Source organism: Priestia sp. YIM B13552 (assembly GCF_042787775.1).
Taxonomy (GTDB): Bacteria; Bacillota; Bacilli; order Bacillales; family Bacillaceae_H; genus Priestia; species Priestia megaterium_E.
The window spans coordinates 333,064-347,412 of sequence record NZ_JBHZOU010000004.1 but is presented as its reverse complement, the minus strand read 5'-3'; the positions used below and the strand labels follow the sequence as shown (position 1 = coordinate 347,412).

The window sequence follows — 14,349 nt, the reverse complement described above, 5'->3', positions numbered from 1 at the left end:
CAAATTATTCGTTTGCGAGAAGAATTTACATTTAAAACATTTGGTACCCTCTTGTTCGTAAAGATTTAATGGTAATGCCTGAAGCTAGTGCACCTATAAAACCAGCCATTAAAATTGTAATGTCAGCTGTGGCTAAAGATAGCACTTTTGTCCCTAGCTGCTGAAAGGAGTAAGCGGGATGTTGAATGTAATCAACCGCTCTTACATCATCAATAATAAAAATAAAAATCACGGGATAAATAATGGCCATAATCCAAGACATACGAAGCAGCATATTTAATAAGAAACCGATTCCAAAAAACAAAACAAAAAACAACAAGATGGAGATAATTAGTACAGGCACACTCATTTCCATTGCTTTTCGCCTCCGTTACTCTTTATACTCTCAGTTTACTTAAGAGTAATGAAGGCGTCAATCACAGAAAAGTAAGTTAATACCAAAAAAAGCAAAAGGCTTAAAGACCTTTTGCTTTTTGTTTTAAAAGAAATTAAATTTTCCTTTTTTCAATACAAGACCTGCTCCGCCTTGAAGGAAAAGCGAGCGATTATCAACAACTTTTTTCATAAAAGATGCGCTTGAACCAAATAGTTTTCGACCATATACAACACCAATTGCGTCATCATGCCCTAACGAACATACCGTTCCTTTAATATCTGGTTTAAACTCACTTAATTCTTTTTGCCCTTTCATCAAACGGCTAATATTTTCAGCGCAGGTACCGCCTTGCTGCATAGCGATTTGAGCTGTTGGTGGATAAGGACGTTCTGTTTCAGGGTTAATCATTAGTGAACAATCTCCAATAACAAACACATCTTCGTGCCCTGGTGCCAGCAAGCTATTACTTACTTTTACACGTCCGCGCATGTTCTCAAATCCAGCTTTTTCAATCACATGACTGCCTCGAACACCTGCAGCCCATACAACTGTTGCTGATTTGATTTCTTCTACTTGGTCATCTTTTGATACAATAATTCCTTCTTCTGTACACTCTTTAATCGCTGTTCCGATCTTGAACTCGATTCCTTTTCGTTCTAGTTGTGTTACCGCATATTCTACAAGTTCTGGATCAAAACCTGGCAAAGCCGTAGGCGCTGCTTCTACACAAATAACGCGTACTTTTTCACGCGGAATATCAAACTCTTTGCAAAGCTGAGGGACTCGATTTGCTAATTCTCCCACAAATTCAATCCCGGTAAAGCCAGCACCCCCAACAATAATGGTCAGAAGTTCGTCTCTTTTTTCCACTTCATTGTTGTACGTCGCAAACACATAATCAATGTGCTCACGAATTTGACGTGCTGCATTAATGCTCGTAATGGTAAATGCATGTTCTTTTAAACCTTTAATTCCGAAAGTTTCTGCTTCATACCCTAAAGCAACAACTAAATAATCGTACGTTAGCTCACTGTTTTCAAGAAGAACACGCTTTTCATCTAACTTAATATCTACGACCGTGTCTTTGATAAATGTAACCTTATTTGTGTTAATTAAATTTTTAACAGGAACACGAGAGCGATCTTGATGAATTGTACCTGCTGATACTTCATGAAGCCATGTCGTTTCGTAATGGTAATCGTTTTTATTTACCAAAACAATTTCCGCATCACTAGCACCCAGTTTCTTTTGTAAATTAACAATTGTCATAATGCCGCCATATCCGGCACCCAAAATGACGATTTTAGGCTTTTTCATAGGAATGTCATCCACCTTTTTTAGTTATAGTCACAAGTATGTCTTACAAATATAATGATAAGAGCAATTTTATTTGGTTTGCTTTTTTATGTTAGTTTGAGCAAGAACGATCATCGCTATCCATTTATTATTCATATAAGAAAAACAATGTGAATCACTTCACGTTCTTTTTTAAAAAAATACATTTTTTCTTTTCAAAAAAATGTAAGCATAAGTCCTAGCTTGATTTACACAAACATCTTATGCTTTTTTAATCGGTTTTTCAACCCTTCACTTTGTATTTACAAGCTTTTAAATTTTCAATTACTTTCCTGTATACCCAGTTTTATATTTGACCAAAACGTGTGGTTATGTTAATGATTACAAATACTGATTTTTAAGTTGAGAAAGTTTCTCAAACATTCCAGCGTGTTTTAATGATATTTTATAATTTACTATGCTATCATAAAGTAGAATATGCATTGGCACAGAACAATCTAGAGGTGATTATAAATGAAAGAAGATAAACAAGTATATGATATTACCATCATCGGAGGCGGCCCTACAGGCTTATTTACAGCATTTTATGGCGGTATGCGTCAAGCGAGCGTAAAAATTATTGAAAGCTTACCACAGCTTGGTGGACAGCTTTCTGCTTTATATCCTGAAAAATATATTTATGACGTAGCTGGTTTTCCAAAAGTACGCGCTCAAGAATTAGTCAATAATCTAAAAGAGCAAATGGATCAATTTAAACCTGCAGTTGCGCTAGAGCAAGCTGTAGAAAAGGTAGAGAAACAAGCGGACGGTGTATTTCGATTAACTACTAATTCTGAAGTCCACTATTCAAAAACAATTATTATTACGGCTGGAAACGGTGCATTTAAGCCCCGTAAAATCGAGCTAGAAAACGCAGAACAGTTCGAGCAAACGAACCTTCATTATTTTGTGGATGATATGAATAAATTCAAAGGCCGCAAAGTATTAGTATGCGGGGGCGGGGATTCTGCTGTAGACTGGTCTCTTATGTTAGAGCCGATCGCAGAAAAAGTAACGTTAACGCATCGCCGAGACAAGTTCCGCGCTCATGAACACAGCGTAGAAAACTTGCATAATTCATCAGTTGATATTAAAACACCGTATGTACCGGTTGAATTTGTTGGAGATGACCGTATTACACAAGTTGTGTTAGAAAACACAAAAGGTGAAGAAAAGACAGTAGTAGACGTAGATGATGTTATTGTAAACTTTGGATTTGTTTCTTCTCTAGGTCCAATTAAAGAATGGGACTTAGATTTAGAGAAAAATGCAATTGTTGTTAACTCAAAGCAAGAAACAAACATTCCTGGCATCTATGCAGCAGGTGATGTCTGCACATATGATGGAAAAGTAAAACTCATCGTGGCAGGATTTGGCGAAGGTCCGACTGCCGTTAATAACGCTAAGGCATACATTGATCCAAAGGCTCGCTTACAGCCTATGCACAGTACGTCAATGTTCTCATAAAAAAAGCAGGCTCTCGCCTGCTTTTTTTTATTGCTGGATTGGTGTAACCATTCGATGAATGATTTCACTCATCATTTCCGCATCACTGCTTATTAAACAGATTTCATAAAAGGAATGGTTTCCTTCTTGACTAGTTACGGTCATTCTGTAGGCCTTCAAACCTTCGAGCTTACTTAAATATTTTACTACCTCTGATTGACCGGCAATACGTTCAATCAGCAGAATATGCTCTCCTTCAACTGCTCCGTAGCTTTCAGCCAGAGAGGCAGTAGCATTTTCATAATAGCGAATGTAAGGTTCAGAATGGTTAAGAGGCGCAGAGGACGAGTTTTGATGACAGGCTTCACCTGAGGAAAAAGGCAAATGCTGAACGAATAAATGCGATTCACTGAAGTGAATACTTTTTGCATTCTTAGACTCCATTTTGCTACTTTCAAGTTTTAACCAGTTTATAAACCCCTTCCATAGAATAGGCAGGGTGTTTTTTTTGCGAAAACTTCCGTAACCTCCTACTTGTTCCGCGTCGTAACGAGTCGCATCTATCAAATCCGTTCATCTCCTCTTTTTTATTGAGTATAAAAAAGACTGATTATTCAGTCAACAGTTTTGACAGATGATGTAACATACAAAAATTCCTCACTAAAAAAGCTTTCTTCACCGGATGAGGTGAAGAAAGCTTCTTGATAAAAATATATTTAGCACTCTTCAGGAGCACCTGCGTTGCTTGCTGTACGGAAAGAAGAGCCGCAGCCGCATGCTGCAATGGCGTTTGGGTTATCAATTGTAAACCCTCCGCCTAGCATAGATTGCTTGTAATCAATTTTTACATCTTTTAAAATTGGAGCACTTTCGCTATCTACAAGAATTTTAATGCCATGTTGTTCAAACAGCGTATCGTTTTCATTTACTTCGTGAGCAAAACCCATGCCGTATGAAAGACCTGAACAGCCTCCTCCATTTACATTAACACGTAAATAGGCATTTTCTTCTTCATGTTCTTTCATCATATCTTTTATTTGAAAGCTTGCAGCTTCTGTAATTGTTAGGATATCTTGACTCATTTTTAAACAGACCTCCTTTTTTGTTTAGTATACGACGAAATGGCTGTGACGACAAATCGTCTGCTTCTTCATTTTTTAATAATAATACGTGCCGTCACAAATCACATTGGCTGGACCTGTCATTAATACATTGCCTTTATTTTGCCAAACAATCGTTAAATCTCCTCCAGCGAGGTGTACGACGGTAGGGACATCTTTTTTCGTCTTCTCATTTAACACAGATGAAACAACGGCAGCGCATGCTCCTGTTCCACATGCTTGAGTGATACCCGAGCCTCTTTCCCACACACGAAAATTCAGCTCTCTTTCGTTCACTACCTCGACAAATTCAACGTTCACTCCTTCTGGAAAACGCGAATCTTTTTCAACCACGGGCCCTAATGTAGTAAGTGGCGCTTGTTCAATATCATTTACGTAAAAGACAACGTGAGGATTTCCCATTGATACAGCCGTCCCTTTTAACCGTTCTTTTCCAAATTCCATCTCTTCATTAACGACCTGGTCTTGGCTTGCTCCCGTCATTGGAATTTGTTCTCTAGCTAAAATAGGCGCTCCCATATCGATTGTCACTTCTGGAACTTCATTTCCCTGCGGATGCACCGTTGCTTCTACAACTCCAGAAAGCGTTTCGATAAAAAATCTTTCGCTTGTTACTAAATTATGTTCATATGCATATTTAGCTACACATCTTAAACCGTTTCCGCAGTTTTTTGCTTCCGAGCCGTCATTATTAAATACGCGCATTTTCACATCTGCACGTTCAGATGGACAAATAAGAATCATTCCATCCGATCCAATTCCCGTATAAACATTTGAGACTTTTACAGCAAGCGGTGCTAACTCTTGCTCTTCTATATGTTCTTCAAACATATTTACGTAGATATAGTTGTTGCCAAGTGCATGCATTTTTGTAAACTGAAATTTTTTCATATTATCACCCATTATTTTTTTATGTAGCTCTAGTATAAAGTGATTCTCTTTTGTACACAATAATATCATCCCCCGTTTTTTTAGCTCCTTAATCATAAAGATTAAGGGGTTTTTTATTTTGTCCTCCTTTGGAGTATTAAAAAACAAAAGAAGCATTATGATTGCAAAGAGAATGGTTGAAGCACAGATATTTGCGCAAAACGCATAAAAAAGCACGGCAAGACTAGCCGTGCTTACATCATCTATTCTATTAGCCTCATGTCCCTCTCCTGATAAAAAGAGATACGACAGCGGGGATAGTTTAAAACATTGGATTTTCTTCTAAATGAATGTAAATATTATCTACTAACTGTTCAGGTGTTTCCGCTGTAACAATCTCTCCGTTTACCAAGGCAAATAAAGATTGTGAACATTTCCCGCAATAACCTAAACATCCGTATTCAATAATATCTAGATTTGGATCTTTTTCAAGCTTTTCTAAAGCTGTTTGAGAACCACTGGCTAAATTGCTAACGCAAAATTCAATAATTGGCTGTATCACGTTTCTCACCTCTCTACTATTAGTTTATCCTATCTTCTTTCATTTTCAACGTCAACTTTGGAAATTTACGTCCATTTTGCGCACGCTTTTTAGCTTCACAGACTTTTTCAAAAAAACGTATAAATAAAGCTTTATTACAGGGATAGCTTGAAATTATGTTGAAACATATTGTGGTTTTTTATTAATTTAGTTATACTTTTATGTATAGAAAACCAAACGAGGTTATATTAAATTATTATTTAAGTAAAATATGTTATCTTATATAGCCTTTCATATCTTTTTGGCAACCATCCTTATTAACGGTAATTTGTACTCTCCTATTCTTAAAAGTAAGAATAATAGAGAGAAAACAAAAATGCATGAAGCTAAAGGGGAAATTCACATGAAGAACCTTGTCATACTGGGCGGCGGATACGGTGGTATGCGCGTTTTGCAGCGCCTTTTTCCGAATCAATTGCCTAACGATGTAGAAGTAACGCTTATTGACAAAGCACCTTATCACTCACTAAAAACTGAATTCTATGCACTTGCAGCTGGAACAATCTCTGATCAGCATGTTCGTGTTGCTTTTCCTGAACACCCTCGCTTAAAAATTCGCTACGGCTGTGTAAAACGCATAGACCTAAAAGAGAAATGCGTCTATGTAGATGATCAAATGATCGCTTACGATGACCTGATTGTAGGACTCGGATGCGAAGATAAATATCATGGAGTTCCCGGAGCTCTTGAGCATACATACAGCATTCAATCCATTGATGCTTCACGAGCAACTTATCAGACATTAAACAACTTGCCAGCTCACGCTACTGTTTCAATTGTAGGAGCTGGATTAAGCGGAGTAGAACTAGCAAGCGAGCTAAGAGAAAGCCGCCCGGATTTAAAAATAATCTTATTTGACCGCGGTAAATTAATTTTATCTGCTTTCCCAGAACGTTTAAGTAATTACGTTCAAACTTGGTTTACTTCAAACGGTGTTGAAATCGTAAATAGTGCTAATATTACAAAAGTAGAACCGAACATTCTTTATAATCATGATGAGCCCATTCAAAGCGATGCAATCGTGTGGACAGCAGGTATCCAGCCAAATAAAGTGGTACGCGATCTAGACGTAGACAAAGATCCTCAAGGACGCGTCGTATTAACGAAATACCATAACTTGCCTGACGATGAAAATGTCTACATTTTAGGTGATTGTGCAAGCCTACCGCATGCACCAAGCGCTCAGCTTGCAGAAGGTCAGGCTGAACAAATTGTCCAAGTACTTCTTCACCGCTGGAAAGGCGAAGCGCTTCCAGATGAATTGCCAACTATTAAATTAAAAGGCATACTTGGTTCATTAGGCAAAAAGCATGGATTTGGCTTAGTTGCCGAACGTCCAATTACGGGACGCGTAGCTCGATTATTAAAATCAGGTATTCTTTGGATGTATAAACACCATAGTGGATAAAATAAAAGCCGTTAGATGACTGACAATCTAACGGCTTTTTTCATTATGAAGCGCAGAAACCATACTTCTCCATTTCCTCAAATACGCGCTTTAATTTCGGATTGCCTTCCCCAACAATTTCTCCATTAATAACCACTACAGGATAGAATAAATCTTCTTCAATCACACGCTTGGCAAAGGCTGCTTTTTCCGGATCCGTATGCGGCTCGTTTATATCTACATATGTGATAGCAAACGGTTGGTTCGGATATTTGCGAGAAATCGCTGCCTCTAGCCAATCGTAGGTGTCTTTTGAAGACGGCAGATTAACACAGCTTGCACAAACAATTTCAGCTCCATAAATACACACTTCTACCTCAGTTGATTGCATAGCACATCCCCCTTGAATCTTTACATACAAACTGTACGATTATTCACACTTTTACTTCATTATGAATACTATTTTACACAAAACTGATTCATTGCACATCTTTTTCGTTTAAGGTAACATTACGGTGTATACTCCGATAGATTTTTCATGAAAGACCGTTTATAATAAGAGTAGAAGAAAGGAGTCGATAGTTATGTCAGAAATGCACGAGCAAGTTCAAGAAGTATTAGAAAAACTTCGTCCGTTTTTACTTCGCGACGGTGGAGACTGTGAGCTAGTAGACGTAGAGGATGGTATTGTAAAGTTACGTCTTTTAGGCGCTTGCGGAAGCTGCCCAAGTTCAACAATCACGCTAAAAGCTGGTATCGAACGTGCCCTTTTAGAAGAAGTACCTGGTGTAGTTGAAGTAGAACAAGTATTCTAATCTCTTTGATTTTATTATAAAAGCAACCTCCGATTTTATTGGGGCTTGCGAATAAAAAATCCTCATTCAAATGAATGAGGATTTTTTTATTAACTCGTTGTGACTTCAGCTTCTACAAATACACCTTTGCGATCAATTTGTAAAACATCTATTTCGCAGTTCGGCAGTAAAGCATACATATGTTCAGCAATCGTTTTTCCTTTTCCTTTTGGTGCTAAACATAATACACTCGGACCGGCTCCGCTTAGTGACACACCGTATGCGCCGAGAGCTTTTGCTTCTTTTCGCACAAGAGAAAGCTCTGGCACGAGTCTCATACGATAAGGTTCGTGATATAAATCTTTCTCCATAAATTCGCCTACCAGAGGTAAATCTTTATTTAACAGGGCCGCTACTAGCATGTTCCCGATTGCCCCAGCTTCTACTGCGTGGCGATAATTAATATCCGAAGGCAGCACATCACGAGCATCGGTTGTTTTTAATTCATATTCTGGAATAGCCATCACGATATCGACATCAAATTCAGGTATTTGAGCAATATATGTTTCATTTTCATGATGGTAACCAACAACGATGCCGCCGTAAATAGACGGGCTGACGTTATCAGGATGTCCTTCCATTAAGCTGCTGATGCGAAGCTTTTCTCTTTTTGATAAACGTAAGTCACACAGTACATTAGCCAGCTCGATTCCAGCTACGATAGCCGATGCGCTGCTTCCAAGTCCCCTTGCTAATGGAATGTTGCTCCAAACAGAGACCTTCGCACTTGGAAGAGCAATGTTAAATTGACGAGCCACGTCTTGTGCCACTTCATACATTAAGTTATCTGTACCTGTAGGAATACTTTGTACTTCTTTCGTTTCAGGGATAAAAATCCATTCGTCCTGACGCTCTACTGTTAATCTTAAGTAGCGAGATAAAGCCACTCCAATGGAATCAAATCCTGGCCCTAAATTAGCAGAGCTAGCTGGGACCGTAATGACAAAACGCTCATTTTCTAGCATGAAGCAACGACACCTTGGATATACTCAAATACCTTTTCTTCATCATTTGGTAAAACCACTGGCTTTACATTATGAGCATCGATTGCTACGTTTGGATCTTTTAATCCGTTACCTGTTAGTACAGCTACAACCGTTGAACCTTTGGCAATTTTACCAGAAGCTACATCTTTAAACACACCAGCTATTGAAGCGCAAGAACCTGGCTCTGCAAATACACCTTCTTTGCGTGCAATTGTACGATATGCTTCTAAGATTTGTTCATCTGTTACTTCATCAATTTTTCCGTTTGATTCTTTTGCTGCGTTTACAGCATAATCCCAGCTTGCTGGATTTCCGATTCGAATAGCCGTTGCAATTGTTTCTGGATTTTCGATAACTTGATTACGCACGATCGCCGCTGCACCTTCTGCTTCAAACCCGTGCATGTGAGGAAGAGACGTTTGGTGACGCTCACTGTATTCTTTGAAGCCTTTCCAGTAAGCTGTAATATTTCCTGCATTCCCCACTGGGATAGCTAAAACGTCAGGCGCTTTTCCAAGCTGTTCACAAATCTCGAAAGAAGCTGTTTTTTGCCCTTCAATACGGTATGGATTTACGGAGTTCACAAGTGCAACCGGTGATGTTTCACTTAGCTTACGAACCATAGAAAGTGCTTGGTCAAAGTTTCCTTCAATTGCTACAATTTCTGCACCATACATAACTGCTTGAGCTAATTTCCCCATCGCAATTTTTCCATTTGGAATAACAACGATACAGCGCATGCCAGCGCGTGATGCATAAGCTGCTGCAGCTGCGGATGTGTTACCTGTAGATGCACAAATAACCGTATTGCTTCCTTCTTCTTTCGCTTTTGCTACAGCCATTACCATTCCGCGGTCTTTAAATGACCCCGTTGGATTTAACCCTTCTACTTTCACATGTAAATCAATGCCTAGCTCTTTTGATAAATGAGCAAGATGAATTAAAGGCGTATTTCCTTCATGTAGTGTAAGCATAGGTGTGTTCTCTGTTACAGGTAAAAACTCTTTATATTCAGCTAATAGACCTTTCCACATCATACTGTGCCAACTCCCTCTACGCGGTAACTGCTTTTTACATTTTCTACAATTGGTAAATCCCGAAGCTGCTGAAGGATTTCCTCATAATCTTTTTGAGATGTTTTGTGTGTAACAACAACAATCTCAGCTAATTCGCTTCCTTTCACAGGAAGTTGAATAATTTTTTCGAAGCTCACGCCACGCTCTGAAAATAGCGTTGTTAATTTTGCAAATGCTCCAACTTGATCTTTAACATGAATACGTAAGAAATGCTTCGAGAACATTTCATCTTCTGCTTTTAACTGTTTTGGATACTGAGGCGTTACCGCACTTTTACCATTCACACCTAAACGCATGTTTTTCATAACACCTACTAAATCTGATACGACAGCAGTGGCAGTTGGCAGGCTTCCTGCCCCCGGTCCATAAAACATCGTTTCTCCAACAGCTTCTCCGTATACATATACAGCATTGTACTCATCGCTTACTGAAGCAAGAGGATGTGTGTCTGCTAAAAGAGTTGGCTGAACACTAACTTCTACATTGTCGCCGTCACGATGTGCATATCCAATCAGTTTCATCGTATAGCCTAATTGTTTACTATATTGCAAGTCTTCTTCCGTTACTTCTGTAATACCTTGAACACGAACATCGTCCAAGTCAATTTTCATTGAAAATCCTAGTGTAGCCAAGATTGCCATTTTGCGAGCAGCATCTAAACCACCTACGTCAGAAGTTGGATCCGCTTCAGCATATCCTAAATCCTGCGCTTCTTTTAACACTTCATCATAAGCGCTTCCTTCTTTTGTCATTTTCGTTAAAATGAAGTTTGTTGTACCATTTACAATTCCCATCATTTTGGTAATACGATCAGACGCTAATCCATCTGCTAATCCACGAAGAATTGGTATACCGCCTGCTACACTTGCTTCATAAAATAAATCACAGTTATTTTCAGAAGCTACTGTTAACAATTCTGAGCCGTAAACAGCCATTAAATCTTTGTTTGCCGTTACAACATGCTTTTTATTACGAAGGGCTGTTAAGATATAATCTCTTGTTTCTTCAACGCCACCCATTACTTCAATGACAACGTCAATCTCCGCGTTATGTAAAACGTCTTCAACATTCGTTGTTAATTTATCTTCACTGATTTCTACGTCACGTTTCTTATCAATATCTTTGACTACTACTTTTTTAACTTCTACAGGACATCCGACTTGATGACTTAATTTATCCTGATGGTTTTCAATAATTTTGACTACTCCGCTTCCTACCGTTCCTAACCCTAATAATCCTACTGAAATACTTTTTGTCATATTCCTCACCTCTGTGTTCTTTCTACGTATACATTTGTTCTCTTATAGAGGACATTATAGACCTTATTTTTCTTTTTTACAAGGTTTACTTGCCATCTTTTCTCGTAAACTCGTTAAAAAAATTGGTATATAAAGATAAATGTAAATTTTTAAAATATTTCATTTTATTATCATAACATGGCTCCCACTGTTTTTTAATAAAAAAAAGACAATTTCACCGAAATGAAATTGCCTTTTTCTGTTATGATTTTTTCGCAAACGCTTCTTTATTTACAATTGTAATAGGAGACTCGTTTGTAAGTACTGCTTTAATGTTTTTAACACATAAAGAAATCATTTCCGTGCGCGTTTCGATACTCGCACTGCCGATATGAGGAAGCCCGATAACATTAGGCAACTGAAGAAGAGGATGAGAAGCAGAAATAGGCTCTTGATCGAATACATCCAAGCCAGCTCCAGCAATTTCACCAGATTGAATCGCATGTAATAATGCTTGCTCATCAACCACCGCTCCTCTTGAAGCATTAATAAAAATCGCAGTTTTTTTCATCTGTTCAAATGCTGAAGGATTAAATAAATGTTTGGTTTCGTCCGTTAACGGTGTCAAACAAACAACAAAATCAGATCGTTCAAGCAGCTCATTTAACTCACAGTAAACTGCATCGAGCTTTTTTTCCGCTTGAAGGTTGCGGCTTCGATTATGGTACAAGATTTCCATATCAAAACCTGTAGCACGTTTCGCAAGCGTCTCTCCAATTTTCCCCATTCCAACAATACCTAATGTTTTATGATGAACATCTCTGCCTGCTAACAAAAATGGACTCCAGCTTTTCCACTGATTTTCTTTCACATATTCAGCAGCTTCTACTAAACGTCTAGCTACACTCATTAATAAACCAAACGTTAAATCTGCTGTTGTATCAGATAAAACATCGGGCGTATTAGAAACGATAACTCCTCGTTCAGTTGCCGCTTCTACGTCAATATTATCGAATCCGACCGCCAAGTTAGCTACAAGCTTTAAATGAGGAGCTTGCGTAAGCAATTCACTGTCAATACGATCTGAAAGCATTGTTAATAGAGCATGTGCGCGCTTAGCTTTTTCACAAAGCAGCTCGTGAGGGACTGCCTCATCTTCTTTATCCCACATTTCCACATTCGCTACTGACTTTAAAGGTTCGATTAATTCATTCGGTATTTTTCTCGTAATAAATACAAACGGCTTATCCATATGTACGCCACCTCTTTATCCTTTTTAAACTGCATGCACAAAAACAAAATAGAAAAACGGGTTTGGATTATCCAACACCTATTTTTCTATTTTATCATATTCTATAGTAATCGCTTTTTAATGAATCCATGTTAATTCAGGAATGTGATAACGAGACGTTGAAATACCCACCGACTGGTAAAAGCGCTTCAGAAAAGCTTCGTAGTGAGAAGAATGAGCCAATACTCCTTCAAGCTTCTCATAATACTTTTGTTTTTGCCGCTCATCTTGTACACTGTAGTATCCTTCAATGACCTCAAAATAATGAACGGGAAAAAGAAGTCTAGCATATAACAGTCTCCATGAAAAAGAAGAAAGTGGATTTACCTTTTCGTATTCACTTAAAAACTGATGCATGTGCCTTTCATCGACAGCGTATGTTAATAAATATTGTTCCCTTATATATTCAGCTATATCTCTGCTAGGATGGTCGAAGACCCAGTCTGCTGGGAGCTTGTAAACGTAGTCTTCCCCCCATGTTTTTTGCCCGAATCGATGGTGACAAATCGTCGCAGCGTCAACTGAACGAGGCAAATCGTCAATTTCCGTGTCTACTAGGTATTGAATAGCATTTTCCGTTAATCCTAGGTAATAAGGAAAAGTTTCTAAAAAACGTTTTTCCATCTCTTGATTAGGTAAAGCACGTAATCTTCCATACCAAAATTGCTCCATCTGGTCGAGACGCTTCTCCCACATGGACTTCCATTGCCCTAGCCGGTTTGCTTTTTCCACTTCATAAGGAAACAGCCTCCCTTTTTGATGAAAAACAGCTAGCTCATGCCCAGGTGAAAAATTGGGGTTTTTCTCTTCCGCAAGACAGCGGCAAATGATAAATTTTTCAGTTTCAGTTTCTGTAATCATTTCACCATTCAAATTAGGCATAAATGTTGCCACATGGCGATCACCTTGGCCCATCAGAAATTGACTCATTTGATATAGTTCATTTAACTCGTCTTGCTCCATTTGCTTTACATTAATGATTGTATATAAAATATCTCGATACTGAAAACCTTCAAATTTACCAACGGGCATAAATTCATTTGGACGTAATCCGTAATGCTCATAAATGGTTTGTATCATTTTAATCCCTCTCTTCATTCATTCAAGAAATTATATGATGGAAAACAACATTACTTGTCATAATATTTACGGAGGAATGAATAGATTAGAAATACACCATTTATAGTTATTTACTCCGGGTTAGTAGTATGAAACAACTTTAGACTTAAAAATATATAGAAAACAGGTGATGATACTTGGAGAAAAAACATACACAAAGTGAGTTAGAAAAAAAAGCAAGAGAATGGTTAATAGAACGCGGCGTGGCTCTTACAGACATTGCTGAACTGGTCTATTACTTGCAAAAAAAGTATCACCCAAACTTAACAATCGAAGACTGTTTATATAACGTTGAACGCGTCATTTCTAAACGAGAAGTTCAAAATGCTATTTTAACGGGTATTCAACTAGATGTCCTCACGGAAAAAAAAGTGATTGAGCCGCCTCTGTTAGATATTCTTGAGAAAGACGAAGGTTTATACGGTATCGACGAGATTTTAGCATTATCGATTGTAAATGTGTACGGATCAATCGGCTTTACCAATTACGGATATATTGATAAACAAAAACCGGGTATTCTAGAACGATTAAACGATAAATCGACTGGAGAGTGCCACACTTTCTTAGATGATTTAGTAGGCGCAATTGCCGCGGCTGCTTCTAGCCGGTTAGCGCACCGGGCTGCCAGTCAAGAATAGGTTAAAAAACA

General features: G+C 38.2%; 16 protein-coding genes. 4 read left to right on the top strand and 12 right to left on the bottom strand.

Annotated features, from left to right (window positions below; genetic code table 11):
- Positions 1-31: 31 nt before the first annotated feature.
- Positions 32-355, bottom strand: coding sequence for a YuiB family protein (locus ACFX40_RS18810; RefSeq protein ID WP_028409594.1), 324 nt, complete (start codon positions 353-355; stop codon positions 32-34).
- A gap of 123 nt (positions 356-478) precedes the next feature.
- A complete protein-coding gene (locus ACFX40_RS18805; protein WP_025752690.1) occupies positions 479-1,693 on the bottom strand; it encodes an NAD(P)/FAD-dependent oxidoreductase in 1,215 nt (404 codons plus the stop codon).
- A 492-nt stretch (positions 1,694-2,185) separates the two neighbouring features.
- On the opposite strand from ACFX40_RS18805, the gene ACFX40_RS18800 reads away from it, so the two are divergent.
- Positions 2,186-3,178 (top strand): NAD(P)/FAD-dependent oxidoreductase, encoded by a 993-nt coding sequence (locus ACFX40_RS18800; RefSeq protein ID WP_013085323.1) that lies wholly within the window; start codon positions 2,186-2,188, stop codon positions 3,176-3,178.
- 27 nt (positions 3,179-3,205) lie between these two features.
- On the opposite strand, the gene ACFX40_RS18795 is transcribed toward ACFX40_RS18800, so the two are convergent.
- The 4 genes from ACFX40_RS18795 to ACFX40_RS18780 form a co-directional block, all read right to left on the bottom strand.
- The gene (locus ACFX40_RS18795; RefSeq protein WP_028412618.1) at positions 3,206-3,724 is read right to left on the bottom strand and encodes a hypothetical protein; all 519 of its coding nucleotides are present in this window, start codon (positions 3,722-3,724) and stop codon (positions 3,206-3,208) included.
- A 149-nt stretch (positions 3,725-3,873) separates the two neighbouring features.
- Positions 3,874-4,239, bottom strand: coding sequence for a HesB/IscA family protein (locus ACFX40_RS18790; RefSeq protein ID WP_013059620.1), 366 nt, complete (start codon positions 4,237-4,239; stop codon positions 3,874-3,876).
- 75 nt (positions 4,240-4,314) lie between these two features.
- A complete protein-coding gene (gene dapF, locus ACFX40_RS18785; RefSeq protein WP_028409596.1) occupies positions 4,315-5,169 on the bottom strand; it encodes a diaminopimelate epimerase in 855 nt (284 codons plus the stop codon).
- A 301-nt stretch (positions 5,170-5,470) separates the two neighbouring features.
- Positions 5,471-5,710, bottom strand: a complete 240-nt coding sequence (locus ACFX40_RS18780) for a YuzB family protein (protein ID WP_013059622.1) — start codon at positions 5,708-5,710, stop codon at positions 5,471-5,473.
- A 382-nt stretch (positions 5,711-6,092) separates the two neighbouring features.
- Between ACFX40_RS18780 and ACFX40_RS18775 the strand changes: the two genes are divergently transcribed.
- Positions 6,093-7,157, top strand: a complete 1,065-nt coding sequence (locus tag ACFX40_RS18775) for an NAD(P)/FAD-dependent oxidoreductase (protein ID WP_028409598.1) — start codon at positions 6,093-6,095, stop codon at positions 7,155-7,157.
- Positions 7,158-7,200: 43 nt separating this feature from the next.
- Here the strand turns inward: ACFX40_RS18775 and ACFX40_RS18770 are convergent, their stop codons facing one another.
- Positions 7,201-7,527: a YuzD family protein gene (locus tag ACFX40_RS18770; protein ID WP_013059624.1), complete on the bottom strand. Its 327-nt coding sequence runs from the start codon at positions 7,525-7,527 to the stop codon at positions 7,201-7,203.
- 193 nt (positions 7,528-7,720) lie between these two features.
- Here ACFX40_RS18770 and ACFX40_RS18765 point away from each other — a divergent pair, with 193 nt between their 5' ends.
- Entirely contained in the window at positions 7,721-7,951 is a 231-nt protein-coding gene (locus tag ACFX40_RS18765; protein WP_013059625.1) for a NifU family protein, read from the top strand.
- A gap of 89 nt (positions 7,952-8,040) precedes the next feature.
- Here the strand turns inward: ACFX40_RS18765 and thrB are convergent, their stop codons facing one another.
- The 5 genes from thrB to yutH form a co-directional block, all read right to left on the bottom strand.
- Entirely contained in the window at positions 8,041-8,955 is a 915-nt protein-coding gene (gene thrB / locus ACFX40_RS18760; protein WP_028409599.1) for a homoserine kinase, read from the bottom strand.
- Positions 8,949-10,010: a threonine synthase gene (gene thrC, locus ACFX40_RS18755; RefSeq protein ID WP_028409600.1), complete on the bottom strand. Its 1,062-nt coding sequence runs from the start codon at positions 10,008-10,010 to the stop codon at positions 8,949-8,951. Before thrC ends, thrB begins: the two co-directional genes overlap by 7 nt.
- Positions 10,010-11,311, bottom strand: a complete 1,302-nt coding sequence (locus ACFX40_RS18750; protein ID WP_013059628.1) for a homoserine dehydrogenase — start codon at positions 11,309-11,311, stop codon at positions 10,010-10,012. The genes thrC and ACFX40_RS18750 overlap by 1 nt, the downstream gene beginning before the upstream one ends.
- 241 nt (positions 11,312-11,552) lie before the next feature.
- Positions 11,553-12,542, bottom strand: a complete 990-nt coding sequence (locus ACFX40_RS18745) for a 2-hydroxyacid dehydrogenase (protein ID WP_028409601.1) — start codon at positions 12,540-12,542, stop codon at positions 11,553-11,555.
- 117 nt (positions 12,543-12,659) lie between these two features.
- Positions 12,660-13,661 (bottom strand): spore coat putative kinase YutH, encoded by a 1,002-nt coding sequence (gene yutH / locus ACFX40_RS18740; protein WP_013059630.1) that lies wholly within the window; start codon positions 13,659-13,661, stop codon positions 12,660-12,662.
- Positions 13,662-13,837: 176 nt separating this feature from the next.
- Here yutH and ACFX40_RS18735 point away from each other — a divergent pair, with 176 nt between their 5' ends.
- Positions 13,838-14,338 (top strand): phosphatidylglycerophosphatase A family protein, encoded by a 501-nt coding sequence (locus tag ACFX40_RS18735; RefSeq protein ID WP_013059631.1) that lies wholly within the window; start codon positions 13,838-13,840, stop codon positions 14,336-14,338.
- The last annotated feature ends 11 nt before the right edge of the window (positions 14,339-14,349 follow it).

Bases quoted from the DNA above. Each gene is read 5' to 3' on its own strand.
- ACFX40_RS18810 (WP_028409594.1), bottom strand. From the start codon at position 355: ATGGAAATGAGTGTGCCTGTACTAATTATCTCCATCTTGTTGTTTTTT.
- ACFX40_RS18805 (WP_025752690.1), bottom strand. From the start codon at position 1,693: ATGAAAAAGCCTAAAATCGTCATTTTGGGTGCCGGATATGGCGGCATT.
- ACFX40_RS18800 (WP_013085323.1), top strand. From the start codon at position 2,186: ATGAAAGAAGATAAACAAGTATATGATATTACCATCATCGGAGGCGGC.
- ACFX40_RS18790 (WP_013059620.1), bottom strand. From the start codon at position 4,239: ATGAGTCAAGATATCCTAACAATTACAGAAGCTGCAAGCTTTCAAATA.
- dapF (WP_028409596.1), bottom strand. From the start codon at position 5,169: ATGAAAAAATTTCAGTTTACAAAAATGCATGCACTTGGCAACAACTAT.
- ACFX40_RS18775 (WP_028409598.1), top strand. From the start codon at position 6,093: ATGAAGAACCTTGTCATACTGGGCGGCGGATACGGTGGTATGCGCGTT.
- ACFX40_RS18770 (WP_013059624.1), bottom strand. From the start codon at position 7,527: ATGCAATCAACTGAGGTAGAAGTGTGTATTTATGGAGCTGAAATTGTT.
- ACFX40_RS18765 (WP_013059625.1), top strand. From the start codon at position 7,721: ATGTCAGAAATGCACGAGCAAGTTCAAGAAGTATTAGAAAAACTTCGT.
- thrB (WP_028409599.1), bottom strand. From the start codon at position 8,955: ATGCTAGAAAATGAGCGTTTTGTCATTACGGTCCCAGCTAGCTCTGCT.
- thrC (WP_028409600.1), bottom strand. From the start codon at position 10,010: ATGTGGAAAGGTCTATTAGCTGAATATAAAGAGTTTTTACCTGTAACA.
- ACFX40_RS18750 (WP_013059628.1), bottom strand. From the start codon at position 11,311: ATGACAAAAAGTATTTCAGTAGGATTATTAGGGTTAGGAACGGTAGGA.
- ACFX40_RS18745 (WP_028409601.1), bottom strand. From the start codon at position 12,542: ATGGATAAGCCGTTTGTATTTATTACGAGAAAAATACCGAATGAATTA.
- yutH (WP_013059630.1), bottom strand. From the start codon at position 13,661: ATGATACAAACCATTTATGAGCATTACGGATTACGTCCAAATGAATTT.